General features: G+C 74.7%; 14 protein-coding genes. 3 read left to right on the top strand and 11 right to left on the bottom strand.

What is annotated here, in order from left to right; all coding sequences use genetic code 11:
- Positions 1 to 340: 340 nt before the first annotated feature.
- Both BJY16_RS14625 and BJY16_RS48955 read right to left on the bottom strand, forming a co-directional pair.
- Positions 341 to 2,755: a ComEC/Rec2 family competence protein gene (locus BJY16_RS14625; RefSeq protein WP_307835683.1), complete on the bottom strand. Its 2,415-nt coding sequence runs from the start codon at positions 2,753 to 2,755 to the stop codon at positions 341 to 343.
- 173 nt (positions 2,756 to 2,928) lie between these two features.
- The gene (locus BJY16_RS48955; RefSeq protein ID WP_373873400.1) at positions 2,929 to 3,894 is read right to left on the bottom strand and encodes a ComEA family DNA-binding protein; all 966 of its coding nucleotides are present in this window, start codon (positions 3,892 to 3,894) and stop codon (positions 2,929 to 2,931) included.
- A gap of 85 nt (positions 3,895 to 3,979) precedes the next feature.
- On the opposite strand from BJY16_RS48955, the gene BJY16_RS14615 reads away from it, so the two are divergent.
- Together BJY16_RS14615 and BJY16_RS14610 are read left to right on the top strand one after the other, a co-directional pair.
- The gene (locus tag BJY16_RS14615; protein WP_239176476.1) at positions 3,980 to 4,741 is read left to right on the top strand and encodes a putative protein N(5)-glutamine methyltransferase; all 762 of its coding nucleotides are present in this window, start codon (positions 3,980 to 3,982) and stop codon (positions 4,739 to 4,741) included.
- 9 nt (positions 4,742 to 4,750) lie between these two features.
- Positions 4,751 to 5,569 (top strand): DUF1444 domain-containing protein, encoded by an 819-nt coding sequence (locus BJY16_RS14610; protein WP_185039979.1) that lies wholly within the window; start codon positions 4,751 to 4,753, stop codon positions 5,567 to 5,569.
- A 103-nt stretch (positions 5,570 to 5,672) separates the two neighbouring features.
- Here BJY16_RS14610 and BJY16_RS14605 read toward each other — a convergent pair whose 3' ends face one another.
- The 7 genes from BJY16_RS14605 to pepN form a co-directional block, all read right to left on the bottom strand.
- Positions 5,673 to 6,521: a DegV family protein gene (locus tag BJY16_RS14605; protein WP_185039978.1), complete on the bottom strand. Its 849-nt coding sequence runs from the start codon at positions 6,519 to 6,521 to the stop codon at positions 5,673 to 5,675.
- Positions 6,522 to 6,555: 34 nt separating this feature from the next.
- Entirely contained in the window at positions 6,556 to 6,981 is a 426-nt protein-coding gene (locus tag BJY16_RS14600) for a hypothetical protein (protein ID WP_239176474.1), read from the bottom strand.
- Between the two features lie 35 nt (positions 6,982 to 7,016).
- Entirely contained in the window at positions 7,017 to 7,640 is a 624-nt protein-coding gene (locus BJY16_RS14595) for a histidine phosphatase family protein (RefSeq protein WP_185039977.1), read from the bottom strand.
- On the bottom strand, positions 7,637 to 8,041 hold the full coding sequence (gene rsfS / locus BJY16_RS14590; protein WP_185039976.1) for a ribosome silencing factor: 405 nt from the start codon (positions 8,039 to 8,041) through the stop codon (positions 7,637 to 7,639). The genes BJY16_RS14595 and rsfS overlap by 4 nt, the downstream gene beginning before the upstream one ends.
- A gap of 40 nt (positions 8,042 to 8,081) precedes the next feature.
- Positions 8,082 to 8,687 carry a nicotinate-nucleotide adenylyltransferase gene (gene nadD / locus BJY16_RS14585; protein ID WP_185039975.1) on the bottom strand — a complete coding sequence of 202 codons (606 nt, stop codon included), beginning with the start codon at positions 8,685 to 8,687 and terminating at the stop codon, positions 8,082 to 8,084.
- An 18-nt stretch (positions 8,688 to 8,705) separates the two neighbouring features.
- On the bottom strand, positions 8,706 to 10,208 hold the full coding sequence (locus tag BJY16_RS14580; protein WP_185039974.1) for a hybrid sensor histidine kinase/response regulator: 1,503 nt from the start codon (positions 10,206 to 10,208) through the stop codon (positions 8,706 to 8,708).
- 181 nt (positions 10,209 to 10,389) lie between these two features.
- Positions 10,390 to 12,891 carry an aminopeptidase N gene (gene pepN / locus BJY16_RS14575; RefSeq protein ID WP_185039973.1) on the bottom strand — a complete coding sequence of 834 codons (2,502 nt, stop codon included), beginning with the start codon at positions 12,889 to 12,891 and terminating at the stop codon, positions 10,390 to 10,392.
- A gap of 253 nt (positions 12,892 to 13,144) precedes the next feature.
- Here pepN and trpS point away from each other — a divergent pair, with 253 nt between their 5' ends.
- Entirely contained in the window at positions 13,145 to 14,134 is a 990-nt protein-coding gene (trpS, locus tag BJY16_RS14570) for a tryptophan--tRNA ligase (RefSeq protein ID WP_185039972.1), read from the top strand.
- On the opposite strand, the gene BJY16_RS14565 is transcribed toward trpS, so the two are convergent.
- Both BJY16_RS14565 and obgE read right to left on the bottom strand, forming a co-directional pair.
- Positions 14,123 to 14,542, bottom strand: a complete 420-nt coding sequence (locus BJY16_RS14565; RefSeq protein WP_185039971.1) for a GNAT family N-acetyltransferase — start codon at positions 14,540 to 14,542, stop codon at positions 14,123 to 14,125. The genes trpS and BJY16_RS14565 overlap by 12 nt on opposite strands.
- A 57-nt stretch (positions 14,543 to 14,599) precedes the next feature.
- Positions 14,600 to 16,096: a GTPase ObgE gene (gene obgE, locus BJY16_RS14560; RefSeq protein ID WP_185039970.1), complete on the bottom strand. Its 1,497-nt coding sequence runs from the start codon at positions 16,094 to 16,096 to the stop codon at positions 14,600 to 14,602.
- Positions 16,097 to 16,278: the final 182 nt, after the last annotated feature.

Genomic DNA, 16,278 nt, shown 5'->3' with positions numbered 1-16,278 from the left:
ACGAATCCGGCATGTCGCCCATCTCGCCGCCCCATACTTCCCGCCCGTCGCCATCCGGAATCTCACGAACTGCGCGCCTGACTGGGAAGCGGGGCAAAGCGGAGCTACAAAGGCCGAAGCCGAGCGGAACAGCGCCGCGAGGCAGACGGCGGCAGCGGCCCGGCATGCCACAGCGGCTGAGCCGAGCAGCGCGGCGCGGCACGCCGCCGAGCCGAGCAGTCCGGCGCGGCACGCCGCCGAGCCGAGCAGTCCGGCGCGGCACGCCGCCGAACTGGGCAGCACGCCCGGTCGCGTCGTGGAGGCGCGTCCCGGTCCGGAGGGCGGGCGGCTGGGGAACCGCTCAGTGGGGCGGGACGCCGCGGGTGGTGACCGCGAGGCCGTCGGCGGTTGTCAGCACCGCCAGGTCGCCGGACAGGTCGGTACGCAGCACCCGGGCGCCGTCCCGGGCCAGCCGGGCCAGCAGCGGGCCGTTCGGATGCCCGTAGTCGTTGCCCTCCCCCACCGAGACCAGCGCCACCGCCGGGTCCACCGCGTCCAGCAGCTCCGGCGCCTGCAACGCGCTCCCGTGGTGCGCCACCTTCAGCACGTCGGCCCGCAGCGCCGCCGCGCCCAGCCGGCCGACGAGATCGGTCTGCTCCTCGGTCTCGGCGTCGCCGGGCAGCAGCACGCTCCGCCCGGCGACCGTGGCCCGGAGCACCAGCGAGTTGTTGTTCGGGTCGGAGTTCGTGCCGTGCAGCGCCGCCACCGGCCCGAGCGCCGCCAGCCGCAGGTCACCCACCTGGTGGGCCCAGCCCGGGCCGACCGCCAGCACCGGTGTCCCGGCCCCGGCGGCGGTCGCCGCGACCTGGTCCCGGCCGGTCTCCGGCTCCGGCCAGTCCGGCGCCACCACGGCGCCCACCGCCCGGCCCCGGAAGATCCCGGCCACCCCACCCACGTGATCCGCGTGATAGTGGCTGACCGCGAACAGCACCACCCGCCGGATGCCGAGCCGGCGCAGGCAGCGGTCCACCGGGTCGGGTTCCGGACCGGCGTCCACCACCACCGCCCGGCCGGGTCCGGCCGGCAGCACGATCGCGTCGCCCTGGCCGACTGCGCAGGCCACCACCAGCCAGCCCGGCGGTGGCCAGCCGGCGGTGAGCAGGCGCACCGGCAGCGCGCCCAGCACCGCGCCGGCGGCCACCACCGCGGCCAGCCTCCGGATCACCGCCCGCCGGGCCGCGACCAGCACCGCCACGGTCAGCCCGGCCAGCAGCAGCGCCCCGGGCACCCCGGCCGGCCAGGGCAGCGCGCCGGCCGGCAGCCGCGCCCCGATCCGGGCGACCTGCACCAGCCACGCGGCCGGCCAGTGCCCCAGCCAGGCGGCGAACTCGGCGCCGGCCGGCCACACCGGGGAGAGCAGCGCGGCGGCCACCCCGAGCAGGGTGGCCGGGGCGATCGCCGGGACCACGATCAGGTTGGCCGGCACCGCGACCAGGCTGACCGTGCCGGAGAGTCCGGCGATCACCGGGCCGCAGGCCACCTGCGCGGCGGCCGGCACCGCGAGCGCCTCGGCCGCGCCGGGCGGCCAGCGCCGGGCCCGCAGCGCGTCCCGCCAGGCCGGGGCGAGCAGCAGCAGGCCGGCGGTGGCCAGGACGGACAGCGCGAACCCGGGGTCGGCGGCCAGCTCCGGGTCGATCAGCAGCAGCATCGCGGCCGCCGCGGCGAGCGCCGGGACCGCCGCCCGGGGCCGGCCGGCGGCCAGCCCGAGCAGGCCGATCGCGCCCATCGCGGCGGCCCGGATCACGCTCGGCGAGGGGCGGGCCAGGATCACGAAGCCGGCCAGCGCCACCGCGCACACCACCGCGCAGAGCACCGGCCCGGCCCCGGTCCGCCGGGCCACGAAGAGGATCACGCCCAGGATGATCGCCACGTTCGAGCCGGAGACGGCGGTCAGGTGCGTCATCCCGGTCGCCTGGAAGTCCGCTTCCAGGGCCGGGTCGAGGCGGCTGGTGTCACCGACCACCAGGCCCGGGAGCAGGCCGCCGGAGTCGTCCGGCAGCGGCTCGCAGGCCCGCTGCAGGCCGGATCGCAGCGATCCGGCGGCCCGCTGCGCCCAGGACGGCTCGCCGAGCGGGTGCGGCGGCTGACGGCTCGAGACGACCGCGGCCCGCAGGTCGCCGGGCCGGGGCCGAAGCAGTTTCCCGGTGGCGGTCAGGCGCTGGCCGGGCAGCAGGCCGCGCCAGCCGGTGTCGCTGCCCAGGACGAGTGCTCGCGCGGCGAGCCGGACCGGTTCGCCGCCGTCCACCCGGCGCACCCGTTCCAGGTCCACCGCGACCAGGTAGGTGGCCGGTCCCCGGCCGCCGCGCAGCGCCCGCGGGTCGTCCCGGACCACCGCGGTCACCTCCACCGGGTCGCCGGCCTCGATCAGCGCGACCAGCGGTGCCGCCTCCCGCACGCTCATCCGCGCCGCGGTCGCCACCGCCCCGCAGCCGGCGCCGAGGGCGAGCGCCACCCCGATCCATCGCACCGCCGCCCACACCCGCGGCGGCCGAGCCGGCCCACCTGGCCCGGCCGGCCCACCTGGCCCGGCCGGCCGCGCCCGGTCCACCCCAGCGGCCCGCCCGGTCAGGGCGCCGACCCCGGCGACGATCAGGGCTGCCCCGCCGCCGATGGCCGAGCCACGGGCCGGCTGATGGAGGGCGGCCAGCGCGGCGAGCCAGACCCCCACCGCGAACCCCGCCAGCCGCAGATCCGGCACCACCCGAGCCGCCGACACAGAAGAAGGCCGCGCGGAGGAAGCCGCCCCGGAAGAAGACCGCGCAGAGGAAGCCGCCCCGGAAGAAGACCGCGCAGAGGAAGCCGCCCCGGAAGAAGACCGCGCAGGCGAAGCCGGCCCCGAGGAAGACCGTGCGGAAGAAGGCCCCCCGGAAGAAGCCGCGGACCGCCGGCTCACACCGTCACCAGATCTTTGAGCTGCTCATACCGCGAGTCCCCGATCCCGTCCACCCGCCGCAGGTCGCTGACCGCCCGGAACCCGCCCTGAGCCGCCCGCGCGTCCAGGATCCGCTGCGCCAGCACCGGCCCCACCCCGGGCAGCGAGTCCAGCTCCGCCAGCGTCGCCGTGTTCAGGTTGACCAGCCCACCACCCGGCCCCGCGGACGCCACCGGCCCGGCCGTGACCCCCGGCGGCGGACCCACCCCCACCATGATCAGCTCACCGTCGGTCACCTTGCGGGCCAGGTTCAGCCCGGCCACGTCCACTCCCGGCTCCGCCCCGCCCGCCGCGGTCAGCGCGTCCGCCACCCGGGCCCCCGGCGCCAGCCGGACCAGTCCCGGCCGCCGCACCTTCCCGCCGACCGCGACCACCACCTCGACCGGCGCGCTCGCGCCACCGGACGGCACACCGCCCGAGGCGACGACCGGCAGCTCCGGCGCGACCGGCTCCACCCGCGGCCGGGCCCGCCACGCCAGGAACCCCGCGACCAGCACCACCAGCACCGCGACCGCGATCAGCGCCCGCACCCCGGGCCGGCCCGGGTCGAAGGCGTGCAGCCACCGTCGCCGCTCCCCCTCGAACGCCCCCGTCCCGGGAAGCGCAGGAACCGGAAGAACCGGCTCCTCCTCCGTCCAGGTGTATTCGCCGCCGGAAGGCCGCACCCAGTCCGGCGCCGGCGCCGCTCCGGGAACCCGGGGAGGCAGCGGAACCCCACCGTCCTCCCGAGGTCTGGCAGGCACACCACCCCGATCACCTCCCGCATCGTCGACCGCTGACCAGGCCGGGATGATGTCCGACCAGCGCAGCGGCTCGCCCGGCCCGGCCAGCCCGTCCGGGTCGGCCGGCGCCGCCGGTCCCCGGTCGCGCAGCGCCCGCATCCGGGCCGCCACGACGTCGTCGGTATCCTTCGCCTCTCGCACGGCGCCGAAGTCTGCGCCTTCCGCCCGGGCGGGGCCGGCTCCGCTGTGGACAACCCGGCACTGTGGACAACTTCGAGGACGGCGTGTGACCCGAGAACAGGCGATCGTTCAGCTCCGCGCGGCCGGCTGCGTCTTCGCCGAGGACGAGGCGGACGTGCTGGCCGGGGCCGCCGCCGGCCCGGCGGCGCTGAGCGAGTTGGTCGGCCGCCGCTGCGCCGGCGAGCCGCTGGAGCAGGTGGTCGGGTACGCCGACTTCTGCGGCGTCCGGGTCCGCCTGCGTCCCGGCGTCTTCGTCCCGCGGGTGCGCAGCGAGCTGCTGGTCCGGGTGGCCGTGGCGGAGGCGGGCAGCCGCCCGGACCCGCTGGTGGTCGACCTCTGCTGCGGCTCCGGCGCGCTCGGCCTGGCGGTCCGGCACCGGCTTCCCGGCGTCCCGCTGCACGCCGCCGACCTGGACCCGGTCGCGGTCGCCTGCGCACGGGACAACCTGGGCGGCGACGTCCACCAGGGCGACCTGTTCGACGCGCTGCCCGGCGAGCTGCGTGGCCGGATCACCGTGCTGCTGGCCAACGTGCCGTACGTCGCCACCCGGCACCTCCCGTTCCTGCCGGCCGAGGCGCGCGACCACGAGCCGGCCTCCGCCCTGGACGGCGGCGAGGACGGGCTGGCGGTCTTGCGGGCGGTGCTGGCCGGGGCGCGGACCTGGCTGGCTCCGGGCGGGCTGGTGCTGTCCGAGATCACCGAGGCGCAGGTCGGCGCGGCGGTGGCGGCCGTCGACGAGAATGGATTGACGCCCGCCGTCAGCACCGACGATGATCTCGACGCCCGTGTGATCACCGCGAGACGTTAGGCATTTGCCGTGGGGTTTCTCCGCAGGCTCGTCCGCGCCCGGCTGGCCGCCCGGGTCATCCGGCGGTTGCGCCGTGCCGGTGTCCCCGGCGCGCGCTACCACCGGGACGCCTTCGAGGTCCGGTGCACGTTGCCCGGCGACGACGAGCCGACCATCCTGCCGCTCGCGCCGCTGCTCGGCCGCGGGCGCCGGCAGCTGGACGACTACCTGGCCGGCGTGGTCCGTACCGGGAAGGTGCCGGCGGCCTGGGCGGACGCCGCGCCGCGGCTGCGTCCGGTGTTGCGCGGTGGCGCGCCGGGGGCGGCGTTGCGCCGTCCGGCGTTGCCGCACCTGTCCGAGTTCGTGGTGGTGGACCATCCGGAGACGATCACCTACGTGACGCCGGCGCAGCTGGAGACGTGGGGCGTGACCGCGGATGAGGTCTTCGCGGCGGCGCTGGCCAACCTGTCCGGCGCGGTGCTGCACGGGGCCCCGGCGGACAAGCCGGTGGTGGTCCGGTTCGTCGACGACGGGAACAGTTACTGGACCTCGCACCTGCTGCTGCCCGGCTGGCTGGACCGGCTCGCCGGGCAGGTCGGCGGCCGTCCGGTGGCGTTCGCCCCGGAGCGCGGCACGCTGCTGGTCACCGCGGACGACAGTGATCTGCTGGTGGCGCTCTTCGCGCAGGCCGAGGAGATCTTCGTGCAGTCGTCGCGGTCGCTGACCCCGATGGCCTACGTCAGCGATCCGGACGGCTGCACGGTGCCCTATCCGGCGCCGCCCGGCCATCCGCTGCACCCGGCGGTGTCCCGGGCCGAGCGGCTGCTGGCCGACACGTCGCCCGACTGACCGCGGGCCGGCGCGAGGCAGTCCGTGCTCGCTGCCGACAGGTTTCCGGTACGGCCACCCGTACCGGAAACGGGTGAAGTCGTCCCGGAGCGGACCGCGAGCGTCAGGCGCGCCGGTGCACGACGACCCCGGCCAGTCCCGGCCCGGTGTGTGCCGCGACCACCGCGCCCACCTCGGTCAGATAGCAGTCGCGCAGCCGGTCACCGAGCCGCATGGAGATCGCGTCGACCAGGGCGCTCGCCCGCTCCGGCGTGCCCAGGTGGTGGACCGCGACGTCGGCCTCGCCCGGCCCGGCCGCCTCCACCGCCAGGTCGACGAGCCGGCTCAGCGCCCGCCCGGCGGTCCGGACCTTGTCCTTGACCACCACCGCGCCGTCCGCCACGTGCAGGATCGGCTTGACCGAGAGGGCCGTGCCGACCAGCGCGGACGCCGCCCCGATCCGGCCGCCGCGGCGCAGGAACTCCAGCGTGTCGACGTAGAAGTAGGTGCTGACCCGGGCCGCGTGCTCGATCGCCGCCCGCTCCACCGCCGCCAGGTCCTGGCCGCGCGTGGCGGCCGCGGCGGCGGCCAGCGCCGGGAAGCCCAGCCCCATCGCGGCGGTGCCGCTGTCCACCACCCGCACCCGCGGACCGACCTCGGCGGCGGCCAGCTGGGCGGCCTCGAAGGTGCCGGAGAGCTTGGCCGACAGGTGCACCGAGACCACCCCGTCGGCGCCCGCGTCGAGCAGCCGGCGGTACTGCTCGGCGAACTGGGACGGGGCCGGCCGGGAGGTGCTGACCGCCGAGCGGCGCGCGCCGAGGGCCCGGGCCACCTCGGCCGGGAAGATCTCCCGGCCCTCCAGCCCGTCCCACCCGTTGATCACGACGGTGAGCGGCACGATGGTCAGCTCATATCGCCCGTCCAGCTCGGCGGGCAGATAAGCCGTGGAATCGGTGACGACCGCGATGGTCATGCACGAACTCTACTGATCGGATGCCTGCCGGGGATCAGCGTGGCGTGACCGACGACACCAGGAACGGCTCGCCCTGCTGACAGGTGGTCATCATCCCGGGCTGCGGAACGCCGGTGACCTGCACCTTGCTGCCGACCGGCGCGGCGCCGCCGAGCGACTCGTCCGCGAAGATCAGCAGGTGGGTGGCCGACCCGTCCTCCAGCAGCAGGCAGCCCGGCTCGACGCCGGCCAGCACCGTGCCGGTGAGGGTGGTGCTCGATCCGGTGACCGGTTTCTTGGTCGGGGTGCGCTCCGGGAGGGGGCTCGCCACCGCGGACGACGGCGCCCCGGACGACGGCACCGCGGACGACGGCACCGCGGACGGGGCCGTGCCGGCCGAGCCCGCCGCCTCCGGCGACTGCGCGCAGCCGCCGAGGAGCACCGAGAACAGGACCGTGGGGAGGGCGATACGACGGATCATGACAGTGGGACGCTCCGGGGTGAGGAATGGTTCCGTCAGACCGGCGGGGGCACCGGTCGCTCGGCGAAGACGCCCACGTTGTACGCCCCGAGCTGCCACCCGCGGTCCTCGTCGTGGGACAGCTCGACCCAGTGGCAGTTCTGCAGGGCGCGCAGGGTGCGGGTGTGCTCGCGGGACCAGCCGAGCAGGTGCGCGATGCCCTGCCGGGCGGCGGCCCCGTGCGTGGCGACCACGACCGTGCCGCCCAGGGTCGCCGCGTCCTGCAGCGCGTCGCTGACCCGCTTGCCCATCACGTCGAGGTCCTCGACGTCGCCGCCGACGTCCTGGCCGGCTTTCCACCGGGCGAACTCGAGCGGCCGCTGGAGGGCCACCTCGGCCGTGGTGAGGCCCTGCCAGGCGCCGAAGTAACGCTCGCGCAGCCGCTCGTCGTGGCTGACCGGCAGCCCGGTGCGGGCGGCCAGGGCGGCGGCGGTGTCGGCGGCCCGCCGCAGGTCGCTGGCGACGATCGCGGCCGGCCGCATCGCCGCCAGCAGCTCCGCCGCCTCCGCCGCCTGCCGGCGACCGAGGTCGTTGAGCGGCACGTCGGTCTGCCCCTGGACACGGCGAGCCGCGTTCCAGTCGGTGTTGCCGTGCCGCCAGACCAGCAGGCGGGTGGTCACGGAGCCTCGGTGCCCGCCGCGCCCGCGTCGACCATGTCCCGGTCGGTGAACGGAATCGTCGGGCAGTCCTTCCACAGCTTGTCGAGGGCGTAGAACTCGCGCTCCTCGGTGTGCTGGATGTGGACCACGATGTCGATGTAGTCCAGCAGCACCCAGCGGCCCTGCCGCTCGCCCTCGCGCCGCACCGGTTTCGCCTTCTCCGGCAGGTTGACCAGGGCTTCCTCGATGGCGTCGACGATCGCGACCACCTGACGCTCGTTGGAGGCGGAGGCGATCACGAAGGCGTCGGTGATGGCGAGCTGGTCGCCCACGTCGATGACGGAGATGTCCTGCGCCTTCTTGTCGGCGGCGGCCTGCGCGGCCGTCATCGCCAGTTCGTAAGCGCGCTCGTTGATGGGCAAAAGAGTCCCCTCGCTCGGGTTCAACTACGGGTCAAGTGTCTCACGCAGGTCCGACATTCCCCGAGTCCCGATACAGCCCTCGCTTGTTGATGTACTGCACGACACCATCCGGGACCAGATACCAGACCGGGAGACCGGCCGCGACCCGCTGCCGGCAGTCGCTCGACGAGATCGCCATGGCCGGCACCTCGACCAGGGTCACGCTGTCCGCGGGCAGGTTCGCCGCGGTCAGCTCGAAGCCGGGCCGGGTCACCCCGATGAAGTGCGCCAGCTCCAGCATGGTCAGCGCGTCCCGCCAGGACATGATCCGGGCCAGGGCGTCGGCGCCGGTGATGAAGTACAGCTCGGCGGACTGGCCGTAGACCGCCCGCATGTCGCGCAGCGTGTCGACGGTGTAGGTGGGCCCGTCCCGGTCCATGTCCGCCCGGCTCACGTGGAAGCGCGGGTTGGAGGCGGTGGCGATCACCGTCATCAGGTAGCGGTCCTCGGCGGGCGAGACCCGGCCCTTCTCGTACGGCTGGCCGGTCGGGACGAAGGTCACCTCGTCCAGCTGGAACCGGGCCTGCACCTCGCTGGCCGCGACCAGGTGGCCGTGGTGGATGGGGTCGAAGGTCCCCCCCATGATCCCGATGCGCCGTAGTGACATCAGTGCAGGGTAAAGCAGTCAGCTGTCCAGGCGTTTCCGGACCGCGGCCAGCAGGTCGTTCGCCGAGAACGGCTTCTCCAGCAGCACCACGCCCGGGTCCAGGTTCCCCTTGGAGGCCAGCACCGGCTGGGCATAACCGGACATGTAGAGCACCCGGGTGGTCGGCCGGACGCCGGTCAGCCGCTCGGCCAGCTCCTTGCCCAGCATCCCGGGCATCACCACGTCGCTGAGCAGCAGGTCGATCTCGCCGTGGTGCCGGGCGGCCACCTCCAGCGCCTTGGCCCCGCAGTCCGCGGCGAGCACCCGGTAGCCGGCGCCGGAGAGGATCCGGCCGGCCACGTCGCGCAGCGCGTCCTCGTCCTCGGCGACCAGCACCGTCTCGCCGTGCCCGCGACCGGCGGCCGGCGCCTCCTCGGCCGCCGCCGGCACCTCCGCCTCGCCGGCCGGGAGCAGCACGGTCACCGTGGTGCCCAGGCCCGGCTCGCTGGTCAGGCTCACCTCGCCGCCGGCCTGGGTGACGATGCCGTAGACGGTGGCCAGGCCGAGCCCGGTCGCCTCGCCCTTGGGCTTGGTGGTGAAGAACGGGTCGAAGGCGCGGTCCAGCACGTCGGCCGGCATGCCGCGGCCGGAGTCGGAGACCCGCAGCCGGACCCGGTCGCCCAGGCTGCCGGTGTCGATCACCAGGTTGCCGCCGTTCGGCATCGCGTCCCGGGCGTTGGCCGCCAGGCTGGTCAGCATCTGCTCGACCTGGCCGGGATCCCAGGTGACCGAGGGCAGCTGCGGGGCGGGCCGGAAGAGCAGGGTGATCTGCTCGCCGAGCGAGCCGCGCAGGGTCTCCTGCAGGTCGCCGATCACCGCGTTCAGGTCGAGCGGCTGCGGGCGGACCACGTCCCGGCGGGCGAAGGCGAGCAGCTGGTGGGTGAGGTCGGTGCCGCGGGTGCCGGCCCGGACCACCTGGCGGGCGTCGGCCGCGATCGCGGTCAGGTCCGGCTCCGGGGCCTCGGCCTCCTCGATCACGAAGTTGGCGTAGTTGAGGATCACCCCGAGCATGTTGTTGAAGTCGTGCGCGATGCCGCCGGCCAGCTGGCCCAGGCTCTCCAGGCGCTGGCTGCGGTGGGTGTGCGCCTCGGCGCGCAGCCGGTCCTTCTCCTCCTCGGCGCGCAGCCGCTCGGTGATGTCCCGGACCACCGCGACGGCGAGCCGGCCCTGCGGTGTCGCGACGACCGTGGTGGACGACTCGACCGGGAACTCGGTGCCGTCCCGCCGCCGGGCGGTGGTCACGATGGTGCCGATCGAACCCGGCTCACCGGACATGATCAGTTCCTGGCGCTCCGCCACCAGGGTCCGGGAGTCGTCGGTGAGCAGCACCTCGACGGACTGGCCGACCAGCTCGGCGCTGGGCCAGCCGTACATCTGCCCGGCCCGGTCGTTGGCCAGCACGATCCGCATGCCGTCGAGGACCAGAATCGCGTCCGGCGCGGCCTGCAGCAGACCGCCGGACAGTTCAGCGGACCATTCCACGCATTCACCCCCGCAGACTCAGGCTACGGGTTTCATGCCGATAAAACCGGAATTTCGGTCAGAGCGGTAGCCGGGCCGGACGCGCCCCAAGGACGCCGCAGGCCCGGGCCGGGCCGCGCCCCGGGACGCGGCGGGCCCAGGCCGGACACGTCGCGGACGCCGCCGGCCCGGACCGGGCCGGTCAGCCGCCGAGCCCCCGGGCCAGCAGCGCACGCCGCATGTCGTCGTCGTTGTCCTGCACCACCCGGCGCAGGATCGGGTTCAGCTCCGGCTCGGCCAGCAGCCCGGCGGCCAGCTCCCGGGCCCGCTCGGAGACCATCACCGCCGGGAACGCGGCCACCGAGATCTTCTCGGCGCTCATCCCGGACCGGATCCGCATCATCCCGGGCATCTCCGCGAAGTACCGCTCCACGTACGGCTCCAGCAGCTCCCGCTGCTCGGCCTGCCAGAAGCCGAGCGCGGTCAGCTCGACCAGCCGGTTGGAGAGGGTGGCGTCGCCGACGATCGCCGCCCAGGCCGCCTCCTTGGCCGCCGGGTCGGGCAACGCGGCCCGGCACCGGGCGGCCCACTGCTCGCCGTTGGCGCTGCGGTCGGCGGCCAGCTCGGCGTCGATCTCCGCCGGCCCGGCCACGCCCAGCACGGCCAGCCGGTAGCGGATCAGCCAGCGCAGGTCGGCGTCGACCACCAGCCCGGCCGGCACCCCGGCGCCGGCCAGCCAGCCGTCCAGCCGGGCGGTGTCGACGGTGGCCCCGATCAGCCCGCGGGCCGCGGCCAGCTGGCGGGAGCCGCCGGCCGGGGACGCGGCGAGCAGCCGGTCGGCGGCCTGCGCGACCAGCTCCAGGGCGGCCGGCCGGGCCGCCGCGGTGGCGTACCGGTCGACCAGCCCGCGGGTGGCGCGCAGCACGTCCTCGACGATTACCGTCTCGGTCTCCACCGGCAGCGCGGCCAGCACCAGGGTGACCAGCTCGGCCACCGGGCGCTCGCCGTCCACCACGGCGTCCAGCGTCGAGGCCCAGATCACCGCTCGGGCCAGCGAGTCGGTGAGCAGGGGCAGCAGCAGCGGGATCGCGGCGGCCGAGTCGTCGTCGAGACGGATCTTCCCGTACGCCAGGTCCCCGTCGTTGAGCAGCAGCAGGTCGGCGGCCTTCTTCCCGGCCAGCGCGGGCAGCTCGGTCCGGCCGCTGGCGTCCAGCTCGGCCTCGATCAGCTCGCGCCGGACGACGGCGCCGTCCAGGTGGTCGTAGAGCCCGATGCCGATCCGGTGCGGGCGCAGGGTGCCGAACCCCTCCGGCGCGGTCTGCACGACCGCCACCTCGGCGTACCGCTCGCCGTCCCGCCGGACCTCGGCGCGCAGCGTGTTCACCTGGGCCCGGCGCAGCCACAGCTCGGCCCAGCCGGACAGGTCCCGCCCACCGGCCTCGGCCAGCGCGCCGAGCAGGTCGGCGAGCGTGGCGTTGCCGAACGCGTGCGCCGCGAAGTGCGCGTTCACCCCGGCCAGGAACGCCTCGTCGCCGAGCCAGGCGACCAGCTGCTTGAGCACCGAGGCGCCCTTGGCGTACGAGATCCCGTCGAAGTTCATCAGCGCCTGGTCGGTGTCGGCCACCTCGGCCGGCGCCACCGGGTGGGTGGACGGCCGCTGGTCGGCGCGCAGCCCCCAGGCCTTGCGGTGCAGGGCGAAGGTGGTCCAGGTGCCGGTCCAGCGGGTCGCCTCGGCGGCCACCCGGGAGCCCAGGTACTCGGCGAACGACTCGTTCAGCCACAGGTCGTCCCACCAGGCCATGGTGACCAGGTCACCGAACCACTGGTGGGCCATCTCGTGGGCGATCACGCTGGCCCGGTACTCCCGCTCGGTGTCGGTCATCGTGGACCGGGGCACCAGCTCGTCGCGGAACACCACGAGGCCCGGGTACTCCATCGCGCCGAAGTTGAACTCCGGGGCGAAGGCCTGCTGGTAGTGCCCGAACGGATAACGGATCCGGAACATCTCGTGGAACCGGTCCAGGCACTGCTTGGTGATCTCGAAGATCTCCGGGGCCTGGGCGTCCAGCTGCTCGGCGAGCGCGGCCCGGGTGAACAGCGCCAGCGGGATGCCGTCGTGCTCGTCGACGCGGGTGTGCCAGGGGCCGGCGATCAGGGTGGCCAGGTACGTCGAGATCCGCTCGGTGGCGGCGAACTCCCACCGGCCGCCGTCCCGGGAGACCAGCTGCCCGTTGGTGGCGACCGTCCACTCGGCCGGCGCGGTCACGCTGACCCGGAACGACGCCTTCAGGTCGGGCTGGTCGAAGCTGGGCAGCACCCGGCCCGCGTTGTTGATGAACAGGTGCTGGTAGAGGTAGACCGCGCCGTCCGCCGGGTCGACGTAGCGGTGCAGGCCCTCGCCGTTGTTGGAGTACCGCATGGTCGCGTCGACGACGAGCTCGTTGCTCTCGGCCAGGCCGCTGAGCGCGAGCCGGGCGCCGTCCGCCGCGCCGGCCGGGACCGGTTGCCCGTTCAGCGTCATCGAGGCGACCTCGACCGGCTCGAACTCCAGGAAGGTGGCGGCGCCGGGCCGGGCCCGGAAGCGGACCACGGTGCGGGACCGGAAGGTGCCGCCGTCCCCGGTGAGGTCCAGATCGACGTGGTAGGTCTCGACGTCGACGACGGACGCCCGCTCGGCGGCCTCGGCACGGGTCAGGGTCGGCATGCCGACAATCATGCCGGTACCCGTCCCGGGCTCGTGCAGGCACGTCGGTGATCTCTTGCCGCCGGCCGGGCGGCACGCTAACTTCGACCCATGCGCGCGTTGCGAAAGAACTGGTGGCGGCCCTGACCGGGCGGCTACTCCTGCACGCGTGACCTCTTCCGCGGCCGCCCACTCCGGGCGGCCGTGCTTCGTGTCAGCACCATCGTCTCCGGGGTCGGGCGGTCATCCGTACCGAAAGCATCGGAGACCTGTGATGACCACGACCGTGACCGCCGCGCCGACCCGGACCCGCCGCCTCACCGGCTTCCAGTCGACCGGCCACCTGCACCTGGGCAACCTGCTGGGCGCGCTGCGCCCGCTGATCGCGGCGCAGGACGCCGCGGACTCCATCGCGCTGATCGCCGACCTGCACGCGATGACCGTCGAGCACGACCCGGCACAGGTCCGCGCCTGCGCGCTGGAGCAGGCGACGATCATGCTGGCCGCCGGCGTCGATCCGGAACGCACCCCGATCGTGCTGCAGTCCCAGGTCCGCGAGCACACCGAGCTGCACTACCTGCTGGAGTGCGTGGCGAGCCACGGCGAGGCGGCCCGGATGATCCAGTTCAAGGAGAAGTCGGCGGCCGGCGGCCCGGTCCGGCTCAGCCTGCTCACCTACCCGGTGCTGATGGCCGCGGACATCCTGCTCTACGACATCGACCAGGTGCCGGTCGGCGAGGATCAGAACCAGCACCTGGAACTCACCCGCACGCTCGCCACCAGGTTCAACGCGAAGTACGGCGCGACCTTCCGGGTGCCCGAGGGGATCCGTCCGGACGCCGCGGCCCGGATCATGGACCTGGCCGAGCCGGCCGCCAAGATGAGCAAGAGCGGCGGCGCCGGGCGGATCGGCCTGCTGGACCCGCCCGAGGTGATCCGCAGGACCGTCGCGCGGGCCGCCACCGACACCCTCGGCGTGGTCCGCCGCGACCGGGCTCACCAGCCGGGGGTGACCAACCTGATCGACATCCTGGCCGAGATCACCGGTCGCCCGCCGGCCGACCCGACCTCCTACGCGGCGCTGAAACGGGAGGTCACGGACGCGATCGAGGCGCTGCTCGCGCCGATCCGGGCGCGTCACGCGGAGCTTTCCCAAGACCCGCTTCTGGTACGGCAGGTGCTCGCGGCCGGCGCCGAGCGGGTCCGCCCGACCGCGGCCGGCACGGTCCAGCGGGCCCGGGTCGCGATCGGGCTACTGGACTAGCGCCGGCAGCCGTTTCTCGAAGCGGCCGGCGGCGCCGGGCAGCTGCCGGTACCCCGAAGATTGGCACAGGGCGATCGCCGCGGGCAACGCGGTCTCCCAGCGGATGACCGGGCGTCCCGCGGCGAGCGCCTCCTCCTCGACCGCCACGATCAGCTGCCGGGCCAGGCCGCGGCCGCGGTGCGCCGGGCGGACGTAGAGCCGCAGCAGCTCGGCGGCCCCGCGCTCGCGGGCCCGCCAGCCGGCGCAGGCCACCGCCCGGCCGTTCACCACGCCGATCAGGTACGCCACGTCGTCGTGCGGCTCGAATATCGCGTCCGCGCCGGCTCCGGCCTCGGCCGTCTCGCGCTGCTGGGCAGTCACCAGGGCGGCGAGTTCGGGGTCCAGGGCGGGACGCGATTCGATCAGCACGGAGGTGACTCTAGGTGATGACCGTTTCCTGCGGGTTGCGGGGAACTGGCCGGTTACCTATTCGTCGGTGTCGTCCTCGTCGGTCACCAGCACCGGCACCTGCGAGTTCGCCACGCTGGTGACGGTCCCGTCGGCGGCCATGTGGGCGATCTCGTCCTCGGCGCGGACCCGGCGGGCCTTGCGGGCGGCGAGCCGCTGCGCCGCCGAGGGCCGGTGGTCCAGCTCCTCCAGCCGGGCGTCGGTGCCGCGCGGGCCGGAGATGTACTCCCCCGCGTTCGGCTGCCAGTCGAACTCGCGGGCGCCGATCCGCACCGGGTCGCCGGCCTGGGCGCCCAGCTTGCCGAGCTTCTCCTCGACGCCGAGCCGCTCCAGCCGGTCGGCCAGGTAACCGATCGCCTCGTCGTTGTCGAAGTTGGTCTGCTTGATCCAGCGCTCCACCTGGGCGCCGCGGATCACGTAGACGCCGTCCTCGTCCTGCTCGATGGTGAAGCCGGTGTCGTCCACCGCGCGCGGGCGCAGCACGATCCGGGTCGGCTCGGCCACCGGCTTGGCCGCCCGGTTCTCCGCCACCAGGGCGGCCAGGGCGTAGGTGAACTCCTTGAGACCCTCCCGGGTCACCGCGCTCACCTCGAATACCCGGTAGCCACGGGCCTCCAGGTCGGGCCGGACCATCTCGGCCAGGTCCCGGCCGTCCGGGATGTCGATCTTGTTGAGCACCACCAGGCGGGGCCGGTCCTCCAGCCCGCCGTAGGCGGCCAGCTCGGCCTCGATCGCGTCCAGGTCGGCCAACGGGTCCCGCTCGATCTCCGGGGCCGCCGCGTCCAGCACGTGCACCAGCACCGAGGTGCGCTCGATGTGCCGGAGGAACTGCATGCCCAGGCCCTTGCCGGTGGCCGCGCCGGGGATCAGGCCGGGCACGTCGGCGATGGTGAAGGTCTCCTCGCCGGCCTGCACCACGCCGAGGTTCGGCACCAGGGTGGTGAACGGGTAGTCGGCGATCTTCGGCTTGGCCGCGGAGAGCACCGAGATCAGCGACGACTTGCCGGCCGACGGGAACCCGACCAGGCCGACGTCGGCGACGCTCTTCAGCTCCAGCACCACGTCCAGCTGGTCGCCCGGCTCGCCCAGCTCGGCGAAGCCGGGAACCTTGCGCCGGGTGTTCGCCAGGGACCGGTTGCCCCGGCCGCCGCGGCCGCCGCGGGCCACCTCGAACTCGGTGCCGGCGCCGACCAGGTCGGCCAGCACCTCGCCGTCGGCGGTCTGCACCACGGTGCCGTCCGGCACCTTGAGGACCAGGTCCTTGCCGTTCGCCCCGTCCCGGTTGGCGCCCGCGCCACCGCCGCCGTTGCTCGCCTTGACGTGCGGGTGGAAGTGAAAGTCCAGCAGGGTGTGCTGCTGCGGGTCGACGACCAGCGTGATGCTGCCGCCGTGCCCGCCGTTGCCACCGTCCGGGCCGCCGAGCGGCTTGAACTTCTCCCGGTGCACGGAGACACAGCCGTGCCCGCCGTCACCCGCCTGCAGGTGCAGCACGACCCGGTCGACGAACGTGGTCACCGCTCAACTCCTCGAAAGCTGGAAATCCCGGTCCCCCGGGTGGATACCCCGCGGGGCCAACGCCCGCCCGGGCGTCGCTGTTCCCGGCCGTGCCGGGCGGCGCCGGGTTGGCCGGCTGGTGCTCAGGGGTGCCTCAAGGGCCTTGACACACCCCTGAGCACCAGCTTGCCGTGCAACCGGCG

Origin of the sequence: Actinoplanes octamycinicus, from assembly GCF_014205225.1 — a bacterium.
GTDB classification, from domain to species: domain Bacteria; phylum Actinomycetota; class Actinomycetes; order Mycobacteriales; family Micromonosporaceae; genus Actinoplanes; species Actinoplanes octamycinicus.
Note: the sequence above shows the minus strand (reverse complement) of the source record. Positions and strands in the feature narration are given on the sequence as shown.

Coding starts and splice junctions, on each gene's coding strand:
- BJY16_RS14605 (WP_185039978.1), bottom strand. CDS start 6,521: ATGACCATCGCGGTCGTCACCGATTCCACGGCTTATCTGCCCGCCGAG.
- BJY16_RS14600 (WP_239176474.1), bottom strand. CDS start 6,981: ATGATCCGTCGTATCGCCCTCCCCACGGTCCTGTTCTCGGTGCTCCTC.
- nadD (WP_185039975.1), bottom strand. CDS start 8,687: ATGTCACTACGGCGCATCGGGATCATGGGGGGGACCTTCGACCCCATC.
- pepN (WP_185039973.1), bottom strand. CDS start 12,891: ATGCCGACCCTGACCCGTGCCGAGGCCGCCGAGCGGGCGTCCGTCGTC.
- trpS (WP_185039972.1), top strand. CDS start 13,145: ATGACCACGACCGTGACCGCCGCGCCGACCCGGACCCGCCGCCTCACC.